17 protein-coding genes are annotated in these 18,614 nt (G+C 65.5%); 8 read left to right on the top strand and 9 right to left on the bottom strand.

Annotated elements, in window-relative coordinates; all coding sequences use genetic code 11:
* The 8 genes from QA642_RS32415 (at position 1) to QA642_RS32380 (ending at position 9,156) form a co-directional block, all read left to right on the top strand.
* On the top strand, positions 1–1,035 hold the full coding sequence (locus QA642_RS32415) for an ABC transporter permease (protein ID WP_283080510.1): 1,035 nt from the start codon (positions 1–3) through the stop codon (positions 1,033–1,035).
* Positions 1,032–1,880, top strand: a complete 849-nt coding sequence (locus QA642_RS32410) for an ABC transporter permease (protein ID WP_283080509.1) — start codon at positions 1,032–1,034, stop codon at positions 1,878–1,880. Before QA642_RS32415 ends, QA642_RS32410 begins: the two co-directional genes overlap by 4 nt.
* Positions 1,877–3,547, top strand: a complete 1,671-nt coding sequence (locus QA642_RS32405; RefSeq protein WP_283080508.1) for an ABC transporter ATP-binding protein — start codon at positions 1,877–1,879, stop codon at positions 3,545–3,547. Before QA642_RS32410 ends, QA642_RS32405 begins: the two co-directional genes overlap by 4 nt.
* 141 nt (positions 3,548–3,688) lie before the next feature.
* Positions 3,689–5,290 carry an ABC transporter substrate-binding protein gene (locus tag QA642_RS32400; protein WP_283080507.1) on the top strand — a complete coding sequence of 534 codons (1,602 nt, stop codon included), beginning with the start codon at positions 3,689–3,691 and terminating at the stop codon, positions 5,288–5,290.
* 17 nt (positions 5,291–5,307) lie between these two features.
* On the top strand, positions 5,308–6,249 hold the full coding sequence (locus tag QA642_RS32395; protein WP_027558991.1) for an ABC transporter permease: 942 nt from the start codon (positions 5,308–5,310) through the stop codon (positions 6,247–6,249).
* Complete coding sequence (locus QA642_RS32390; RefSeq protein WP_283080506.1) at positions 6,246–7,169, top strand: ABC transporter permease; 924 nt, start codon at positions 6,246–6,248, stop codon at positions 7,167–7,169. The genes QA642_RS32395 and QA642_RS32390 overlap by 4 nt, the downstream gene beginning before the upstream one ends.
* A 14-nt stretch (positions 7,170–7,183) precedes the next feature.
* Positions 7,184–8,173: an ABC transporter ATP-binding protein gene (locus tag QA642_RS32385; RefSeq protein WP_283080505.1), complete on the top strand. Its 990-nt coding sequence runs from the start codon at positions 7,184–7,186 to the stop codon at positions 8,171–8,173.
* Positions 8,170–9,156: an oligopeptide/dipeptide ABC transporter ATP-binding protein gene (locus tag QA642_RS32380; protein ID WP_283080504.1), complete on the top strand. Its 987-nt coding sequence runs from the start codon at positions 8,170–8,172 to the stop codon at positions 9,154–9,156. Before QA642_RS32385 ends, QA642_RS32380 begins: the two co-directional genes overlap by 4 nt.
* On the opposite strand, the gene QA642_RS32375 is transcribed toward QA642_RS32380, so the two are convergent.
* The 9 genes from QA642_RS32375 to QA642_RS32335 form a co-directional block, all read right to left on the bottom strand.
* Positions 9,153–9,440 (bottom strand): YciI family protein, encoded by a 288-nt coding sequence (locus tag QA642_RS32375; protein ID WP_283080503.1) that lies wholly within the window; start codon positions 9,438–9,440, stop codon positions 9,153–9,155. The two genes, QA642_RS32380 and QA642_RS32375, sit on opposite strands and share 4 nt — an antisense overlap.
* A 62-nt stretch (positions 9,441–9,502) precedes the next feature.
* Positions 9,503–10,489 carry a sugar ABC transporter substrate-binding protein gene (locus QA642_RS32370; protein WP_283080502.1) on the bottom strand — a complete coding sequence of 329 codons (987 nt, stop codon included), beginning with the start codon at positions 10,487–10,489 and terminating at the stop codon, positions 9,503–9,505.
* 41 nt (positions 10,490–10,530) lie between these two features.
* Positions 10,531–11,508, bottom strand: a complete 978-nt coding sequence (locus tag QA642_RS32365; RefSeq protein ID WP_283080501.1) for an ABC transporter permease — start codon at positions 11,506–11,508, stop codon at positions 10,531–10,533.
* Complete coding sequence (locus QA642_RS32360) at positions 11,505–12,455, bottom strand: ABC transporter permease (protein WP_283080500.1); 951 nt, start codon at positions 12,453–12,455, stop codon at positions 11,505–11,507. The genes QA642_RS32365 and QA642_RS32360 overlap by 4 nt, the downstream gene beginning before the upstream one ends.
* On the bottom strand, positions 12,448–13,971 hold the full coding sequence (locus QA642_RS32355) for a sugar ABC transporter ATP-binding protein (protein WP_283080499.1): 1,524 nt from the start codon (positions 13,969–13,971) through the stop codon (positions 12,448–12,450). The genes QA642_RS32360 and QA642_RS32355 overlap by 8 nt, the downstream gene beginning before the upstream one ends.
* Positions 13,968–15,362, bottom strand: coding sequence for an FAD-linked oxidase C-terminal domain-containing protein (locus tag QA642_RS32350; protein WP_283080498.1), 1,395 nt, complete (start codon positions 15,360–15,362; stop codon positions 13,968–13,970). The genes QA642_RS32355 and QA642_RS32350 overlap by 4 nt, the downstream gene beginning before the upstream one ends.
* A 63-nt stretch (positions 15,363–15,425) precedes the next feature.
* Entirely contained in the window at positions 15,426–16,310 is an 885-nt protein-coding gene (locus QA642_RS32345) for an intradiol ring-cleavage dioxygenase (protein ID WP_283080497.1), read from the bottom strand.
* A gap of 14 nt (positions 16,311–16,324) precedes the next feature.
* Positions 16,325–17,227, bottom strand: coding sequence for an NAD(P)-dependent oxidoreductase (locus QA642_RS32340; RefSeq protein WP_283080496.1), 903 nt, complete (start codon positions 17,225–17,227; stop codon positions 16,325–16,327).
* Positions 17,228–17,248: 21 nt separating this feature from the next.
* Positions 17,249–18,613, bottom strand: coding sequence for an amidohydrolase family protein (locus tag QA642_RS32335; RefSeq protein WP_283080495.1), 1,365 nt, complete (start codon positions 18,611–18,613; stop codon positions 17,249–17,251).
* Position 18,614 lies beyond the last annotated feature (1 nt).

Raw genomic sequence — 18,614 nt, 5'->3', positions numbered from 1 at the left:
GTGATGACGGGTTTTGGCACTACGATGGTGCGAGCGGGCAGGCGGCTCTTGTCGTCGCTCCCGGCGCTGTTCGGCGTGCTGGTCTTCACCTTTTTGCTGATGCGGGTCCTGCCCGGCGACCCCGCGGTGTTCTTCGCCTCTGGGCCCAACGCCGGCAAGGAGGAGATCGAGCAGATCCGCAAGCAGATGGGATTGGACAAGTCGGTGCCGGAGCAGCTCGTGTTCTATCTCTCCGACATCGGCCACGGCAATCTCGGCCGCTCCATGATGACCGGACAACCCGTGCTGAAGGATCTGCGCGAGCGGCTGCCGGCCTCGCTGGAGCTCACCTTCACCGCGCTGCTGATCGCGCTGATCGCGGCGGTGCCGCTCGGCGTCATCGCGGCGCTGCGGCCGGGATCGGTGGTCGATCACGGCGTGCGGCTGTTCTGCGCGCTCGGCGTCTGCGTGCCGACCTTCGTGTCGGGCCTTCTGCTCATCTATGTCTTCTACTATCTGCTCGGGCTTGCGCCCGATCCCACGGGGCGGATCGACGTCTTCACCTCGCTGCCGCCGCAGCGCACCGGCTTCCTGATGGTCGATTTCCTGCTTGTGGGCGACTTCGAGGGCTGGTGGACGGCCGCCAGGCAATTGATCCTGCCGGCGGTGAGCATGGCCCTGTTCGTGATCGCGCCGCTGGCGCGGATCACGCGCGCCTCGATGCTGGTGTCGCTCGGCAGCGATTTTGTGCGCACCGCGCGCTCGGTCGGATTGTCCTGGCGCAAGGTGGTCGTCACTTACGCGTTGAGGAACGCGATCCTGCCGGTTATCACCATCGCAGGCATCGTGTTCTCGACCATGCTCGGCGCCAATGTGCTCGTGGAGAAGGTGTTCTCCTGGCCAGGCGTTGCGTCCTACGCGCTCGATGCGCTGCTCTCGTCTGACTACGCGCCGGTGCAGGGTTTCGTGCTGCTGATGGCCAGCCTGTTCGTGCTGGTCAATCTCGTGGTCGACATCTGCTACGGCATCGCCGATCCCAGGGTGTCGATCGAATGACCAGTGCAACGCTCCGCCATTCGGTCTGGATCCTGCGCGGCAATCCGCTCACGGCCGTTGCCGCGAGCGGTGTCCTGCTGTTCGTCCTGCTCGCGATCTTTGGTCCCTGGATCGTGCCCTATGATCCCGTGGTCTCCAATGTCTCGGAAGCCTTGCAGCCGCCGAGCGCGGCCCATCTTGCCGGCACCGACCAGCTCGGCCGCGACGTCTTCAGCCGTCTCATCATCGCCGCGCGGCTCGATCTGGCCATTGCGGTGTCCGCGGTCGGCATCTCCTTCGTGATCGGCGCCGTGGTCGGCTCGTTCTGCGGTTATGCCGGCGGCGGGCTCGATCGCAGCGTCGGCCGCTTCGTCGACGTGATGATGGCCTTTCCGCTGTTCGTGCTGGCGATGGCGATGGTCGCAGCGCTCGGCAACCGGGTCGAGAACATCGTGATCGCGACCGCGATCATCAATCTTCCCTTCTACATCCGCTTCGCGCGTGCCGAGGTCAACGTCCGCCGCAATGTCGGCTGGGTCGAGGCCGCGCGCGCCTGTGGCGAGAGCCATTTCTCGGTGGTGCTGCGCTTCCTGCTGCCGAACATCCTGCCGGCGATGGCGGTGCAGATCTCGCTCAATCTCGGCTGGGCCATCCTCAATGCGGCCGGCCTGTCCTTCATCGGCCTCGGCGTCAAGCCGCCGACGCCGGAATGGGGCATCATGGTCGCGGAGGGCGCGCGCTTCATTTCGACCGGGCGTTGGTGGCTGGTGGCCTTTCCGGGCCTCGCGCTGATGATGGCCGTCCTGTGCTTCAATCTCCTCGGCGACGGGATGCGGGACATTCTCGATCCCCGGATGCGCACATGAGCGAAGAGCTGCTCAGGATCGAGGATCTCCACGTCACGTTCTCGACCCGGCGCGGCATGGTCGAGGCCGTGCGCGGTGTCTCGCTGATGGTCGAAAAGGGCGAGATGCTCGGCCTCGTCGGCGAGAGCGGCTCAGGCAAATCGGTGACGGGCTTCGCAACCACGCGGCTGCTCGACGCCGCAGGTCGCGTCACCGGCGGCAAGATCCTGTTTCGCGGGCAGGACGTCACCAAGCTCAGGGGCGATGATCTCCGTCAGCTCCAGGGCGCGGCGATGTCGATGATCTTCCAGAATCCGCGGGCGGCGCTCAATCCCATCCGCGCGATCGGCCTGCAGATCGCGGATGCGATCCTCACCCACAAACGGATCTCGAAGGACGCCGCGCGCGCCGAGGCGCTGGAGTTGCTGCGCGCGGTCCAGATCCGCGATCCCGAAAAGCGGATGAACGCCTATCCGCACGAGCTCTCGGGCGGCATGTGCCAGCGCGTGATGATCGCCATCGCGATCTCCTGCAATCCCGCGCTCCTGATCGCGGACGAGCCGACCACGGGCCTCGACGTCACCACCCAGAAGGTGGTGATGGACCTGCTCGCAGACATCGCCGCCGCGCGCGGCATGGCTACGATCTTGATCACGCACGATCTTGGCCTTGCGGCGCGCTATTGCCGCCGCATCGCCGTGATGGAGCGCGGCCGCATCGTCGAGGAAGCGAGCCCGAAGACGCTCTTCACCGCGCCGCAGCATGCCTATACCAGGCGCCTCGTCGCGGCATCGCCAACCGCGACCTCCCGGATCGAAGACCTCGTGACGGTGGAGGAGCGGGAGCAGTACGCTTCCGTCGTCAGCAAGCCCAGACCGGAGTTGCCGCACGGGACGCCGCCGCTGCTCGATGTACGGAAACTTGCAAAACGGTTCGACCAGGGCTCCGCCGCGGTCGCCGACTTCTCGATGACGATGGCCGGCGGCGAGAGCGTCGGGCTCGTCGGCGAGTCCGGCTCCGGCAAGAGCACGACATCGCGGATGATTTGCCGGCTGATCGATCCGAGCGAAGGCGACATCGTGTTCGACGGGCAGTCGATCGGCCACGTCGCCTCGCGCGACTTCCACCGTTCTTCCTTGCGCAAAGACATCCAGATGGTGTTCCAGGACCCGAACGAGAGCCTTAACCCGCGTTTCACGGCGTTCGACTGCATCGCCCATCCCCTGATGCGGCTCGATGGCATGCGCGCCGGCGATGCGCTGCGCAAGCGGGTGGAGGAATGTGCGGTGCGGGTCGGATTGCCGCTCGATCTCTTGCCGCGCTTTCCGCACCAGCTCTCAGGCGGCCAGAAGGCGCGTGTCGGGATCGCGCGCGCCATCGCCTGCCGGCCGCGTCTCCTGGTGCTGGACGAGCCGACCGCCGCGCTCGACGTCTCGGTGCAGGCGGTGGTGCTGCAACTGCTCGATCGCCTCAGGCGCGAGAACGACATCGCGCTGCTGTTCGTCAGCCACGATCTCAACGTGGTGCGCATGCTGTGCGACCGCACCATCGTGCTGCGCAATGGCGGCATCGTCGAGCAAGGCGAGAGCCGGGCGCTGTTCGATAATCCAAAGACGGACTACACTCGCAAGTTGGTCGAGGCGATCCCGCATATCGAGACCGGCAAGGTGCTGGCGGCCGCCCTTTGAGGCTCGGACCGTCCCAAATGGCGGTGAGATCCTGCTGGCGAAGGGGCATTTAGTGGCATACCATTTGCTTGCAAATGGGCTCGGTTTGACTTGCCCTTGGCCAATGAAAAGCTGGCATCACGGCATTATCGGGAGGACTTCATGGATCGCAGGACCGTATTGAAGGGACTGGCTGGCGCAGGCGGTCTGGCATTGACGGGCTTGTCGGCCCCGGCCATCGCCCAGGGCGCCGCGGCGCGCACCCTGCGCTTCGTGCCCCAGGCCAATCTCGCCAATTTCGACCCGATCTGGGGTACGCAATATGTCGTGCGCAATGCCGCCGCGCTGGTCTGGGACACGCTCTACGGCGTCGATGCACAGCTTCAGCCGCAGCGCCAGATGATCGAGTCCGAGGAGACCACCGACGACGGCAAGACCTGGACCTTCAAGCTGCGCCCGGGTCTCAAGTTCCACGACGGCGAGCCGGTGCTGGCCAAGGACGTCGTCGCGAGCCTGGCGCGCTGGGCCGCGCGCGATCCGATGGGCCTGATGATCATCGCGACCCAGCAGGAACTGACCGCCGTCGACGACCGCACCTTCAAATGGGTCTTGAAGCAGCCCTTCCCGAAAATGCTCTACGCGCTCGCCAAGAACAATGCGCCGTGCTCCTTCATCATGCCCGAGCGCATCGCCAAGACCGATCCGTTCAAGCAGATCACCGAATATGTCGGCTCCGGGCCGATGAAATTCGCCAAGAGCGAATGGGTGCCCGGCGCCAAGTCGGTGTTTGAGAAGTTCACCGATTACGTGCCGAGGCAGGAGAAGGCGTCCTGGCTCGCCGGCGGCAAGAACATTTTGGTCGATCGCGTCGAGTGGCTGGTGATGCCGGATCCGGCCACCGCTGCCGCCGCCTTGCAGAACGGCGAAGTGGACTGGTGGGAGAACCCGATCTCCGACCTCGTCCCGGTGTTGAAGAAAAACAAGAACATCAGCGTCGATATCGGCGATCCCCTCGGCAATATCGGCTCGTTCCGGATGAACCATCTGTTCGCGCCGTTCAACGACGTGCGGGCGCGGCGGGCGGTGCTGATGGCGCTGAGCCAGGAAGACTACATGCGCGCCATCGTCGGCGACGACACCGCGCTATGGAAGACGCTGCCTGGCTTCTTCACGCCTGACACGCCGCTCTACAGCGAGCTAGGCGGCGAGATCCTCAAGGGCAAGCGCGATTTCGACGCCGCCAAGAAGCTGCTCGCCGAGAGCGGCTATTCCGGCCAGCCGGTGACCTGCCTCGTGGCGCAGGACCAGCCGATTACGAAGGCGCAAGGAGACGTCACGGCCGACCTGCTCAAGAAGCTCGGCATGAATGTCGATTTCGTCGCGACCGACTGGGGCACGGTCGGCTCGCGCCGTGCGGCGAAGACGCCGCCGGGGCAAGGCGGCTGGAACATGTTCCACAGCTGGCATGCCGGCGCCGATTGCATCAATCCGGCCGCCTACACCGCCATCCGCGCCAATGGCGAAAAGGCCTGGTTCGGCTGGCCCAACAGCCCGAATACCGAGAAGGAGATCACGGCCTGGTTCGACGCCAAGAATCTCGAGGAGGAGAAGGCCGCGATCGGGCAGGTCAACAAGGCGGCGCTCGAGGATGTCGTCTACGCGCCAACCGGCTTCTTCCTGACCTACACGGCCTGGCGCAAGAACGTCTCCGGCATCACCAAGGGGCCGCTGCCGTTCTTCTGGGGTGTGTCGAAGTCCGCATGATCGCGCGCTGAGGCCAGATGCTCTCCTACATCCTCCGTCGCATCGTCGCGACCTTGCCGGTGATGGCGATCGTCGCGCTGTTCGTGTTCAGCCTGCTTTACATCGCGCCGGGTGATCCCGCCGTGGTGATCGCGGGCGACCAGGCGAGCCCGGAGGATGTGGAGCGCATCCGCCAGAGCCTCGGCCTCGACCGTCCGTTCCTGATCCAGTTCGGAAGCTGGGTCTGGCGCATTCTGCACGGCGATCTCGGCACCTCGATCTTCACCAATCTGCCGGTCTCGGCGATGATCGGGCAGCGTCTCGGACCGACGCTGTCGCTGATGATCGTCACGCTGCTGCTCACCATCGTGGTCGCTGTGCCGCTCGGCGTGGTGGCGGCGTGGAAAGCCGGCAGCCTGATCGACCGCGCGATCATGGGCTTTGCCGTGTTCGGCTTCTCGCTGCCGGTGTTCGTGGTCGGCTACATGCTCGCCTACATCTTCGCGCTCGAACTGGAATGGCTTCCGGTACAGGGCTACACGCCGCTCAACCAGGGCTTCTGGCCCTGGCTGGAGAACCTGATCCTGCCGGCGGTCGCGCTCGGCTGCGTCTACATCGCGCTGGTCGCGCGCATCACCCGCGCCGCCATGCTCGAAGTGTTGCAGCAGGACTATATCCGCACCGCCAAGGCGAAGGGCCTCGGGCAGGGCGGCATCCTGTTCATTCACGCGCTGAAGAACGCGGCGGTGCCGATCGTGACCGTGATCGGAATCGGCATCGCGCTGCTGATCGGCGGCGCGGTGGTCACCGAAAGCGTGTTCGCGATTCCCGGCCTCGGCCGCCTCACGATCGACGCGATCCTGCGCCGCGACTATCCGGTGATCCAGGGCATCGTGCTGCTGTTCAGCTTCGTCTACGTCCTCGTCAACCTGATGATCGACGTCATTTATACGCTCGTTGACCCGAGGATCCGCTATTGACCGACACCACCGTCAGTCCGCAATCGCTTCCACCCGGCCTCGTCCTCGCGCCGCAACTGCCTGAGATCCTGCGGCCGGTCACGATCCGGCGCGGTTTCATCGGCCTGTTGCGCGGCCATCCCACCGTTGCCATCGGCGGCGCGCTGCTCTTGATGCTCGTACTGATCGCGGTGTTCGCGCCGTATCTCGGGACGGTCGACCCGACCGCGCTTGCGCCGGCCAAGCGCACGCGGGCGCCTTCGGCCGATTTCTGGTTCGGCACCGATGTGCTCGGCCGCGACATCTATTCGCGCGTGCTGTTCGGCGCGCGGGTCTCGCTCACGGTCGGCCTGTCGGTCGCGATCTTCGCATCGGCGGCAGGTCTTGCCATCGGTATGGTCTCGGGTTTCATCCGCTGGGCCGACGGCATCTTGATGCGCTTCATGGATGGGTTGATGTCGATCCCGCCGATCCTGCTCGCGATTGCGCTGATGGCGCTGACGCGCGGCAGCGTCGGCAACGTCATCCTCGCGATTACCATCGCCGAGATCCCGCGAGTTTCTCGTCTTGTCCGTAGTGTGGTGCTGTCGCTGCGCGAGCAGCCCTATGTCGACGCCGCGGTCGCCTGCGGCACGCGCACGCCGATGATCATCCTGCGCCACATCCTGCCCAACACGGTTGCGCCGATGCTGGTGCAGGCGACCTACATCTGCGCCAGCGCCATGATCACCGAGGCGATCCTGTCCTTCATCGGCGCGGGCACGCCGCCCACCATTCCGTCCTGGGGCAACATCATGGCGGAAGGTCGCGCGCTGTGGCAGGTCAAGCCTTACATCGTGTTCTTCCCGGCGGCCTTCCTGTCGGTCACCGTGCTCGCGGTGAATTTGCTCGGCGACGGCCTTCGCGATGCGCTCGATCCGCGCATGGCCAAGCGTCTCTAGATGGGCTGACCGCGATGGCGTTGCTAGAGGTCGAGAATCTGCAGACCCACTTCAGCACCCCGAGCGGCATCAACCGCGCGGTGGACGGGGTGTCCTTCCACGTCAACGAGGGCGAGACACTGGCCATCGTCGGCGAGTCCGGCTGCGGCAAGTCGGTGACCTCGATGTCGCTGATGCGCCTGATTCCGGAGCCGCCCGGCAGAATCGCGGGCGCGATCCGCTTCGCCGGCAAGGACCTCCTCGCGCTCTCCGATCGCGAGATGCGCGCCATCCGCGGCAACGACATCTCGATGATCTTCCAGGAGCCGATGACGAGCCTCAATCCGGTGCTGACCGTCGGCCGCCAGATCCGCGAGACCTTGATGATCCATCAGGGCCTCGACAAGCAGGCCGCCGAGGCGCACGCGATCGAGATGCTGACGCTGGTCGGCATTCCCGAGCCGAAGCGGCGCGTGCGCGAATATCCGCATCAGCTCTCCGGCGGCATGCGCCAGCGCGTCATGATCGCGATTGCGCTCGCCTGCAATCCAAAACTCCTGATCGCGGATGAGCCGACCACCGCGCTCGACGTGACCATCCAGGCGCAGATCGTAAAACTGATGCTGGATTTGAAGCGCCGGGTCGGCGCGGCCATCATCCTGATCACCCACGATCTCGGCGTCGTCGCCGAGATCGCCGAACGCGTCATGGTCATGTATGCCGGCCGCAAGGTCGAGGAGGCGCCGGTCGCCGAGTTGTTCCGCTCGCCGCGACATCCCTATACGGAAGGCCTGTTAGGTGCGGTGCCGAAGCTCGGCTCCTCGCTCGCGGGCACTGCGACGCGGCTTGCCGAGATTCCCGGACAGGTGCCTGATCTCCGCAAGCCGATCATCGGCTGCGTCTTTGCCGGCCGCTGCGCGCTCGCGACCGATCTGTGCCGGCAATATGCGCCGGGGCTGGAAGAGAAAGGTCCCCGCCACATCGCGGCCTGCCATTACGCCGCCAAGGGAGCGGTTGCGGCATGAATGTTCCGTTGCTCCAGGTCAACGACCTCAAGAAGCATTTTCCGATCAATAGGGGCCTGTTCGGACGCAAGTCCGAATTCGTCTATGCGGTCGACGGCGTGTCGTTCGAGATCGCGCGCGGCGAGACGTTGTCGCTGGTCGGCGAGTCCGGCTGTGGCAAGTCGACGGTCGGCCGCGCCATCCTGCGGCTGTTCGACATCACCGCAGGGCAGGTGATCCTCGACGGCCAGCGCATCGACGACGCCCATCCGAGCACGATGCGCCAGATGCGCCGCCGCGTGCAGGTGGTGTTCCAGGATCCGTTCTCGAGCCTCAATCCGCGCATGCGCGTGCGCGACATCCTCGCCGAGCCGATCCGTAATTTTGGTTTGGCCAAATCCGCGGAAGATCTCGAGGTCCGCGTCACCGCGCTGATGGACACGGTGCGCCTGCCGCGCGAGGCGCTGAACCGCCGGCCGCACGAATTCTCGGGCGGCCAGCGCCAGCGCATCGGCATCGCCCGGGCGCTCGCGGCCGAGCCCGAGCTGATCGTCTGCGACGAGGCGGTCTCCGCGCTCGACGTCTCGGTCAAGGCGCAGATCGTCAATCTGCTCCAGGACCTTCAGCAGAAATTCGGTCTGGCACTGCTGTTCATCAGTCATGACCTCGCCATCGTCGAGCACATGACCCACCGCGTCGCGGTGATGTATCTCGGCAAGATCGTCGAGGTGGCGCCCCGCCGCGAGATCTTTGCCGCGCCAAAACATCCTTATACGAGGGCGCTGCTCTCCGCGGTGCCGCTGCCCGAGCCCGGAGCGAAGCGCAATCCCATCATCCTCGGCGGCGACGTGCCGAGCCCGATCAATCCGCCGAAGGGATGCCGTTTCCACACCCGCTGCCCGCTCGTCTTCGACCGCTGCCGCGTCGAGGAGCCGACGCTGCGCGCGACCGGACCAGCGCAGTGGGCGGCATGTCACCTTGCGGAGGAAGTGGAGGGGCTTTAGCCCTGCCGGCGCAGGAAGCCGGTGATCGTGACCTTTTCCCAGATGCCGGCCGCAGCAAAGGGATCGGCACGGTTGAAGGCTTCGACCTCGCTGCGGCCCGGTGCCTCGATCAGGAACAGGCTGCCGATCATGGTCTGGCCATCGTCGGACACCAGCGGTCCCGACATCACGATCTTGACGCCGAAGCGCGAGGTGTCGCTCAGAAAGGCCTTGTGCGCGTCGTAATTGGCGAGCCGGGTCGGCAGCGCGGCGGCGCGGTCGACGGCGTGAATGGCGAACAGCATGGTGTCTCCGTGTTCTCAGGACGGCCGCGAGGAGGCCGTCCATATTTGCGGTGATTGGTTGTCTACTTGGCGCCGAGCTTGCCGGCGTCCTCGAAGGTCGGGCAGGTGCGCTGCTCCAGCGGCAGGTCGAATGGCTGGTAGTTGTCCTTGGTGATCACGGTCGGCTTCAGCACGATCTCGCTGATGACCGGCTGCCCGCGCAGCGAGCGCACCGCCATCATGGTGCCGAGGCAGCCTTGGGCAAAGCCGTTGTAGTCGCCGCTGGCAAGCAGCTTGCCGGACTTGATCGCGTCGATCGCCTCCTTGGTGCCGTTGATGCCGATCACCTGCGCCTTGCGATTGGCACCGTCGAGCGCCTCGATCGCGCCGACCGCCATGGCGTCGTTGGCCGCCAGCACGCCGTCGATCTGCGAATTCGACTGCATCAGATTCTCCATCACCTGGAGCGCCTGGAGCCGCTGGTAATTGCCGGGCTGCGAGGCCAGGAGCTTGGCGCCTGGGGCCTCCTTCAGCGCGTCGTTGAAGCCGCGGACGCGGTCGACATTGGTCAGCGAGCCCTTGACGCCCTCGATGATGACGATGTTGCCCTTGCCGCCCAGCGTCTTCAGCAGGAAGCGTGCGGTCTCGAGCCCAAGGCTGTAATCGTCGGCGCCGACGAAGGACAGGAACTTGCCGCCCGCCGAGCGGTCGGTGATGTTGACGACCGGGATTTTTGCTTCATTGATCTTCTCGACGCCGGGCACCATCGCCTTGTAGTCGACCGGCGTGAACACGATCGCGCTCGGCTTCTTCACCACGACGTCCTCGATCTGGCTGAGCTGCTCGGGGATCGAGTCGGGCTTGGTCGGGATGTATTGCAGCGTTTTCGCGTTCAGCGACTTCGCCATGTTGTCGGCGCCGACGCGTACCGTCTGGAAGAACGGGTTGGTCTGGTTCTTGGTGAAGACGGCAATGGTCTCGCCATCGGCGCGCGCCCCAGTCGTGAACGCGGCCGCCATCAGCAGCGGCAGCGCAAAGGAACACGTGAAGTACCCCAGTGTCAGTTTCATAGTGCCTCCATCCCTCATTTTGCTTGTTGGATTTCTAGAACTCATTGCGCGCGGCGGCGGGTCTTCATGTCGAGCCAGACCGCGAGAATGACGATGATGCCCGTCACCAGCGGCTGCCAGTTGGCGCTGACCGACAGCAAGTTCATGCCGTTCAGCACCAGTGTCAGGATCAGCGCGCCGATGAAGGTGCCGAACACGGTGCCGACGCCGCCGAACAGCGAGGTGCCGCCGATCAGCACGGCGGCGATTGCCGGCAGCGTCAGGCTCTCGCCGATGTCGGCCTCGGCCGAATTGAGCCGCGACAGGAAGATGATCGAGGCGAGCCCGGCCATGGTGCCGGAGACCGCGTAGACCAGCAGCAGGCGGCGCGCGACGGGAATGCCCGAGAGGCGGGCTGCGACCGGATTGGCGCCGATCGCATAGATCTCCTGGCCCCAGATCGTCCGCTGCGCAAACAGCGTCCCGATCCCGAGGAACACCAGCAGCAGATAGACCGGGATCGGCAGGCCGAACAGATAGCCGCTGCCGATCTGGCGGAAGCCCGCGGGAAAGCCGTGCAGGGTCTCGCCCGCCATGTACCAATAGGTGAGGCCGTTCAGCACCCAGAGCATGCCGTAGGTGGCGATGAAGGAGGGGATGCGCAGCGCGGTGACCATGATGCCGTTGAGGAGCCCGACGATGCCGCCGCAGGCAAGGCCGGTGAGGATGCCGAGTGCCGGCGAGCCGGTCTTGTGGATCACGGTGCCGGCGATGCAGGCCGACAGCGCGACATTGGCGCCGACGGACAGGTCGAGACCTGCGGTCAACACTACCAGCGTCAGGCCGGAGGCGATGAAGAAGGTCAGGCTCGCTTGCCGGAGCACATTGAGGATGTTGCCGAGGCTCAGGAAGGAATCGCTGAGCACGGCGAGCACCGCGCAGATCAAGAGCGCCGCGAGCAGGCGATAGAACAGCTGGATCGCGTCCTGCGACAGGAACGAGCGGGGCGGCATCATCGCCTCTTTGGTGATGTCGGTCATGCGCGGCTCCTGAGGCCGTCGAGGAACAGGGCAACGATGACGAGGACGCCGACGCTTGCGACCTGCACCGAGGACGGCAGCGAGATCAGGTTCAGCCCGTTGCGCAGCACCCCGACGGAAAGCACGCCGAGCAGGGTGCCGAGCAGCCAGCCATTGCCGCGCTCGAACGAGGTGCCGCCGACGGCGACGGCGGCGATGGCATCGAATTCAAGGCCAAGGCCGGCGGTCGGGTGGCCGGAATTCATCCGCGCGGTCATCAACAGGCCCGCGATGCCGGCCATGGCGCCGCCGATCGCGTAGACCACGATCAGCAGCTTGTTCGGCGAGAGGCCGGCATAGCGCAGCGCCTCGCGATTGCCGCCGAGCGCGAAGATGTAGGTGCCGAAGCGGGTGTGATAGAGCAGGCCGTGGAACGCCGCGTAAGTCACCAGCGCCATCACGATAGGCACGGGAATGCCGAGCAGCGTCGCCGAATAGATGTCGCGCACGCTGTGGGGGATGCCGACCACGCTCTGGCCGTCGCTGACGATCAGCGACAGGCCCTGCGCCATGCCGAGCGTGCCCAGCGTTGCGACGAAGGGCGGGATGCCGAGGATTGCGATCAGCCAGCCGTTGGCAACGCCGAAGGCCGTGCCGACGAGCAGGCCGGCGCCAAGGCCGAGCAGCATCGACTTGGTCGCGAGCGACACGATCGCGACGCAGAGCGAGGTCAGCGTCAGCACGGCGCCCATCGACAGGTCCAGCCCCTCGGTCATGATGATCAAGGTCATCGGCAGCGCGAGCATGGTCAGGATGGTCGACTGCACCAGCACGTTGGAGAGGTTGGCGGCCGACAGGAAGCCGGGCGCGATGGCGCTGAACAGCGCGATCAGCAGCACCAGCACGATGGCAACGCCGGGAATGCGCTGCAGTGGATTGGGTTGAGAAACGACCGCGGCTTCACGCATGATGCATCCCCAGTCGCACGATGTTCTCCTCGGTCAGTTCGTTGCGGGTCAGATGCCCGGCGATGCGCCCCTCGCGCATCACATAGGCGCGGTCGCAGACATGGCAGATCTCGACCTGCTCGGAGGAGATCATGAGTGCGGCGGCGCCTTCGGCCACCAGGCGGTCGATGAGGGCGAAGATTTCAGACTTGGCGCCGATGTCGATGCCCCGCGTCGGCTCGTCGAAGATGAACAGCTTCGAGCCGGCCGCCAGCCATTTGCCGATCACGACCTTCTGCTGGTTGCCGCCGGAGAGCAGGCCGACGGTCTGTCGCGCGCTGGGCGTCGCGATGCGCAGCTGACGGATCAGACCGTCGGAGGTGCGCTGCGCGCTGCGCTGGTCGAACAGGCCGCTCGGGAACAGTTTTTTCAGCGCCGACACGACGAGATTGTCGCCGACCGAGCGTAGCAACGCGAGGCCTTCGCTCTTGCGGCTCTCCGGAATCAGCGCGATGCCGCGACGGGCGGCGAGGTCAGGCTCGCCGGAAATGCTCTTGCCGTCGAAGATGATCTCGCCTGACGTCACGGGATCGGCGCCGAAGATGGCGCGCGCGACCTCGCTGCGGCCGGAGCCGACCAGCCCGCACAGGCCGACGATCTCGCCCCGGCGCACCTCGATGTTGATGTCGGAGATGCCGGTCGCCGCCGAGAGGCCCTTCACCTGAAGCAGAAGCTCGCCGGGCTTGTCGGCAAAATTGCGCGGATAGGTCATGTCGACGTTACGGCCGACCATCATGCGCACGAGCTGGTCCGGCGTGACGTCGGCGGGCTTGACGCCGTCGATGCGGCGACCGTCGCGCAGCACGGTGATGCGGTCGCCGAGCGCGAACACCTCGGCCATGCGGTGGGAGATGTAGACGATCGAGACGCCGTCGGCCTTCAGCCGTGCGATCAGCGCAAACAATAACTCGGTCTCTCGATCGGACAGCGCCGCGGTCGGCTCGTCCATGACGAGGATGCGGGCGTTCTGGCTGATCGCTTTCGCGATCTCGACCATCTGCTGCTGTGCGACGCCGAGCTTGTCGACGGTGGTGGAGGGATCGATATCGAAGCCGATCGTGTCGAGCACGCGCTTGGCGTCTGCCAGGATCCTGCGGCGATCAATGGTGCCGGGGATGCGGCCCTTCGGCTCGCGGCCGAGGAAGATGTTCTGGGCGATGTCGAGATAGGGGACCAGCGAGAATTCCTGGAAGATCACGGCAATGCCGAGCTTCTGGGCATCCGCGGTCGAGGCGATCGCGACCTTGTCGCCCTTGTAGTAGAACTCGCCGGCATCGGCGCGGTAGGCGCCGCACAGCACCTTCATCAGGCTCGACTTGCCGGCGCCGTTCTCGCCGAGCAGCATGTGGACTTCGCCGGGGTAGACGGCAAAGGACACGTCATCCAGCGCCTTGACGCCGGGAAACTCCTTGCTGATGCCGCGCAGCTCCAGCAGCGGGGTGGGCGAGGTGACCTCGATCGGGAGCGCGTCGCTCATGCCTTGGCTCCACCTGCAAAAATCTTACCCGGGTTCATCAGTCCATTCGGATCGAGCGCAGTCTTGATCGACCGCATCACGTCGACCGCTTCGCCGAGCTCGTCGGCGAGATAATCGATCTTGCCGAGCCCGATGCCGTGCTCGCCAGTGCAGGTGCCGTCCATGGCAATGGCGCGGGCGACCATGCGGGCCTGAAGGGCCTTCGCGCCCTCGGATTCCTCTGGTTTCAAGGGATCGATCAGGATGAGCATGTGGAAATTGCCGTCGCCGACATGGCCGACGATCGGCGCCGTGAAGCCGTGCTCGTCGGCATCGCGGCGCGTCTCGGTCAGGCATTCCGCAAGCCGCGAGATTGGCACGCAGACATCGGTGATCACGGCGCGCGCGCCGGGTCGCAGGCCGAGGCCCGCATAGAGCGTGTTGTCGCGCGCATGCCAGAGCCGGCTGCGGTCTTCGGCCGCCTTGGCCCAGGCAAAACCATGGCCGCCATTGTCGGCGGCGATCGCCTGTGCGGCCTCGGCCTGCTCGGCGACCGAGGACTCGGAGCCATGGAATTCGAAGAACAGGGTGGGCGCCTCGCGGTAGCCGAGCTTGGCATAGGCGTTGATGCCGCGCATCATGACGTCGTCGAGCAGCTCGATCCGGGCCACGGGGATCGCGGACTGGATCACGGAGATCGCGGTGTCGACGGCATCGTGCAGGGTATCGAAGCTGCAAACGGAAGCCGAGATCGCCTGCGGCACCGGATGCACCTTCAGCGTGATCTCGGTGATGACGCCGAGCGTGCCTTCCGCGCCGACGAACATGCGCGTTAAGTCATAGCCCGCTGCAGACTTCCGTGCGCGCTTCGCGGTGCGGATGACGCGGCCGTCGGCCAACACCACCTCGAGCGCCATGACATTGTCCTTCATGGTGCCATAGCGCACAGCCATGGTGCCGGAGGCGCGCGTCGAGGTCATGCCGCCGATCGAGGCGTCGGCGCCGGGATCGATCGGGAAGAAAAGTCCGGTATTGCGCAGCTCCGCATTGAGCTGCTTGCGCGTGATGCCGGGCTGCACCACGACATCCATGTCGCTGTCGTGCACGCTGAGCACCTTGTTCATGCGCGCGAAGTCGAAGCAGACGCCGCCCGCGACCGCGGCCGCATTGCCTTCGAGCGAGGTGCCGGCGCCGAACGGGACGATCGGCATGCTCGCGCTCGCGCACAGCTTGACGATCTCGGCGACCTCCTGCGTCGTCTCAGGGAAGACGACGATGTCGGGCGGCAAATTGCGATAATGCGACTCGCTCTGCCCATGCTGATCGAGCACGCCGCGCGCGACGCTCGCGCGCGGGCCGATCATGCCGGTGAGGCGATCGGCCAATATGCTCGTGCTGACTCGCGGTCCCATCCCTTCGCTCCCGTCTGCTCCCTGTTGCCGGACTCTTGTCGGTCCGCTGCGTCGTCGATCGGCTTAGGCGGCTCTTGCGCTGCTCGCAACCTGCTTCAGGCCGAAATCATAATTGAGGTGAAAATACTCGCTCTCCACCATGCGACCATCCGGCGCACGGCCAGCAGGATGCTTGGCGAATTCGTGGATCAGGCTGTCCTTGACGCCGAACACCACGTCAGAGTCGAGATATTTGTCGCCGGCGACGAACACATGCGTGACGAGCTGCTCGAAGCCCGGCGCCGAGATCATGAAATGCACATGCGCGGGACGCCAGGGATGGCGGCCCTGCGCCTCCAGCATCTCCCCAACCGGGCCGTCATGCGGGATCGGATAGGCCGCGGGCTTGATCGACCAGAAATGGAAGCGGCCGCCTGCGTCGGTGTGGAAGCGCGCGCGCATCGCGAGATCGCCGATGTCGTCAAGCTGCTGTACGTCGTAATAGCCGTCATCGTCGGAGTGCCAGACGTCAACGGTCGCATTCGCAAGCGGCTTGCCGTCGACGGTCGAGACCGAACCGGTGACCAGCATCGGATCACCCTCCATCGGGCCGGAGATATCGGCGCCGCTGTCCTTCTCCGGCGCGGCCTGGACGAAGAACGGGCCGAGCACCGTGGTCTCGGTCGCGCCTTCCGGCACCGGATGGTTGATCGCGTCGACCAGCATGGAGACACCGAGCGTGTCCGACAGCAGGATGAACTCCTGGCGCTTGTCGTCGCACATGTGCCCGGTGCGGGTCAGGAAGTCGATGCCGTACTCCCATTCCTTCTGGGTCAGCCGCACCTCGCGGACGAAGGCGTGCAGGTGCCGCACGAGCGCTTCGCTGACCTCTTTGATCCGTGGATCGGTCGCGCCCACGATCCGCTCCAGCACCGCGTCGGTGATCGTGTTCTCGTTGAAATTGCGCATATGTATCTCCGCGATCAGAGTTTCGGTTCGCCGAGGCCGGACAAGCGTTCCAGATGCTTGACAGTTGCGATGAAGTCGGTCTCGCCATCGCCCTGCGCGACCAGCGAGCCATAGGTCTCGCGCACCTGCGCTGCGAGCTGCAGCGGCACGCCGACGGCGTGACCGGCGCCAAGGATCAAATCGAGGTCCTTGGCCATCTGCTTGCAGGAGAAAGTGGACTCGAAATCCCGCGTCCGCAGCGGCGCCGTCTTGTACTTCACCATGGGCGAGGCAACGGCGCTGTCGTCGAGCACCTTCAGGATGTCCTGCCAGGCAATGCCGCCCTTGCGCGCCAGTGCCAGGCTTTCGGCCATCATCGCCGCGGACACCGCGATCATCAGGTTGACCGAGAGCTTTGCGTAGCGCGCTTCCTCGGCGGGGCCGAGATAGGTCTGGGCGCGGGTGAAGGCGGCGAATAGCGGCTTTGCACCCTCGAAAGCGTCCTTCGGGCCGGAGACGAAGCAGGTGAGGGCGCCGGTGTGAACGATGCTGGCATTGCCGGAGACCGGCGAGCGCAGATAGGCAACGCCGCGTGCCTGCGCGGCGGCGGCGACTTCAGTAGAAGCCTCGACGCTGACGGTGCTTGTTTCGATCAGCACAGATCCGGCCGCCATCGCGGCAATGAGGCCGCTTGGGCCGAGCAGCGCGCCGCGCAAGGCGGCGTCATCGGGCAGGGAGGTGATCACCGCTGCTTTGCCACTTACGGTCTCGGCGGGCGAAGCGGCGATAGATATGCCTTGCGTACGCGCCTCGCTGATCCGTGCCGCGCTCTGGTCGAATGCGGTGACCGCATAGCCTGCCCTGGCGACGAGAACCGACATCGGCAGACCCATCTTGCCGATCCCGATGAAAGCAACAGTCTTCGTAGCGTCTGTCATTGTTGTTGTCCGTTGGCGCCTTCAGGCGGCGCGTCCCTGTCGTTCGATGTCCTGCACCAGCCGCCGGCCGGATTGCGCCAGCAGCTCCTTCTTCGTCTCCAGCCCCTCGGCCAGCAGCTTGCCGTTCCGCTTCTTCCAGGTGCCGCCGATCATGACGGCCTCGATATTGGCAAGGCTCGTCTGCATCACCACGGTCGCGATCGGATCGTGCACCGGATGGAGATTCAGATCGGAGGCGTTGATGATGACGAGGTCCGCGAGCTTGCCCGGCGTCAGTGAGCCGATCCGGTGCTCGCGGCCGAGCATGCGCGCGCCTTCCGTCGTGATCCAGCGCAGCGCCTCGCGCACCGGAATCGTGGTCGTCGCCGGAATGGTGCCGTTTGTCTTGCGGGAGTCCGCATTGTCGAGCGCCCGCTGCATCGACAGCGCGACGCGCGCAACGCAGAGGAGGTCGCCGGCCAGGACGGATTCGAGGTCAATGCCAATGGTCGGCCGAACGCCGCGCTTCAGCAGCCGGCCGGTGATCGGAAAGCCGTGGCCCTGGATCATCTCGTTCTCCGGCGTGACCGAGAACGACACGCCGAGATCGATCATCCGACCCAGCAACTCGTCGGGTAGATCGTTGCCATGGACGATGTTGATGCCGGGGCCGACGAGGCCGGCCTCGATCAGCTTCTCCCAGCCGCCGGGCGTCTTGGCCGGACCGCCGCCCTGATGCATCGATGCGATCAACTTGAGCTCGCGCGCCAGGCGGAAATCGTGCATGGCGACGTCGAGCGTCGAATAATGCGGCCCGAGGATCGCGAGCCCTAGCGTGACGAGGCCGTCGCGATCGGCAAGGGGGCCGGCCAGCAGCCGCTCGACCTCGCGGCGCGGATGCGGCACTTCCGAGAAATGCGGCTCGCCCGGTTTCGGCTCCGGCTTCGGCGATCCATGGAAGAAGGCAGCGCGGATGCCGCTCTCGATCAGGCCGCGCACGGCCGCGTCGGTGTGATCAGGCGTCGGATTGTTGTGGCACCAATCGACCAGCGTGGTGACGCCGTGGTTGATCTGGTTCAGCGCGCCGACAAGCGTCGCGATATGGATGTCCTCGGGCCTGAACACGGTCGCGAGCCCGGCATGCATGCGGCGGAAATATTCCAGCAGCGTCCAGTTCGCGGCAAAGCCGCGCAAGCCGGTCTGCCAGGTGTGCATGTGCGCGTTGATCAGGCCGGGAATGACGATGCGGCCCTTGCCGTCGACGATCTCCGTGTCGGCTGCGACCTCGATCGATGGTCGCACATCGACGATGCGGCTGCCCTCGACCAGCACGTCGCCGGTGCCGAGGTCGCCAATCGCGTCATCCATGCTGATGACGGTGGCCGATCTGATCAGGGTGCGCCGCATG

Origin of the sequence: Bradyrhizobium sp. CB2312 (genome assembly GCF_029714425.1) — a bacterium.
In the GTDB taxonomy this organism is placed as follows: Bacteria; Pseudomonadota; Alphaproteobacteria; order Rhizobiales; family Xanthobacteraceae; genus Bradyrhizobium.
The sequence above is the reverse complement of the archived record's forward strand: the minus strand, read 5'-3'. Positions and strand labels throughout refer to the sequence as shown.

Coding starts and splice junctions, on each gene's coding strand:
- QA642_RS32365 (WP_283080501.1), bottom strand. CDS start 11,508: ATGACCGACATCACCAAAGAGGCGATGATGCCGCCCCGCTCGTTCCTG.
- QA642_RS32360 (WP_283080500.1), bottom strand. CDS start 12,455: ATGCGTGAAGCCGCGGTCGTTTCTCAACCCAATCCACTGCAGCGCATT.
- QA642_RS32335 (WP_283080495.1), bottom strand. CDS start 18,613: ATGCGGCGCACCCTGATCAGATCGGCCACCGTCATCAGCATGGATGAC.
- QA642_RS32405 (WP_283080508.1), top strand. CDS start 1,877: ATGAGCGAAGAGCTGCTCAGGATCGAGGATCTCCACGTCACGTTCTCG.
- QA642_RS32345 (WP_283080497.1), bottom strand. CDS start 16,310: ATGCGCAATTTCAACGAGAACACGATCACCGACGCGGTGCTGGAGCGG.
- QA642_RS32385 (WP_283080505.1), top strand. CDS start 7,184: ATGGCGTTGCTAGAGGTCGAGAATCTGCAGACCCACTTCAGCACCCCG.
- QA642_RS32400 (WP_283080507.1), top strand. CDS start 3,689: ATGGATCGCAGGACCGTATTGAAGGGACTGGCTGGCGCAGGCGGTCTG.
- QA642_RS32380 (WP_283080504.1), top strand. CDS start 8,170: ATGAATGTTCCGTTGCTCCAGGTCAACGACCTCAAGAAGCATTTTCCG.
- QA642_RS32395 (WP_027558991.1), top strand. CDS start 5,308: ATGCTCTCCTACATCCTCCGTCGCATCGTCGCGACCTTGCCGGTGATG.
- QA642_RS32340 (WP_283080496.1), bottom strand. CDS start 17,227: ATGACAGACGCTACGAAGACTGTTGCTTTCATCGGGATCGGCAAGATG.
- QA642_RS32370 (WP_283080502.1), bottom strand. CDS start 10,489: ATGAAACTGACACTGGGGTACTTCACGTGTTCCTTTGCGCTGCCGCTG.
- QA642_RS32410 (WP_283080509.1), top strand. CDS start 1,032: ATGACCAGTGCAACGCTCCGCCATTCGGTCTGGATCCTGCGCGGCAAT.
- QA642_RS32375 (WP_283080503.1), bottom strand. CDS start 9,440: ATGCTGTTCGCCATTCACGCCGTCGACCGCGCCGCCGCGCTGCCGACC.
- QA642_RS32355 (WP_283080499.1), bottom strand. CDS start 13,971: ATGAGCGACGCGCTCCCGATCGAGGTCACCTCGCCCACCCCGCTGCTG.
- QA642_RS32350 (WP_283080498.1), bottom strand. CDS start 15,362: ATGGGACCGCGAGTCAGCACGAGCATATTGGCCGATCGCCTCACCGGC.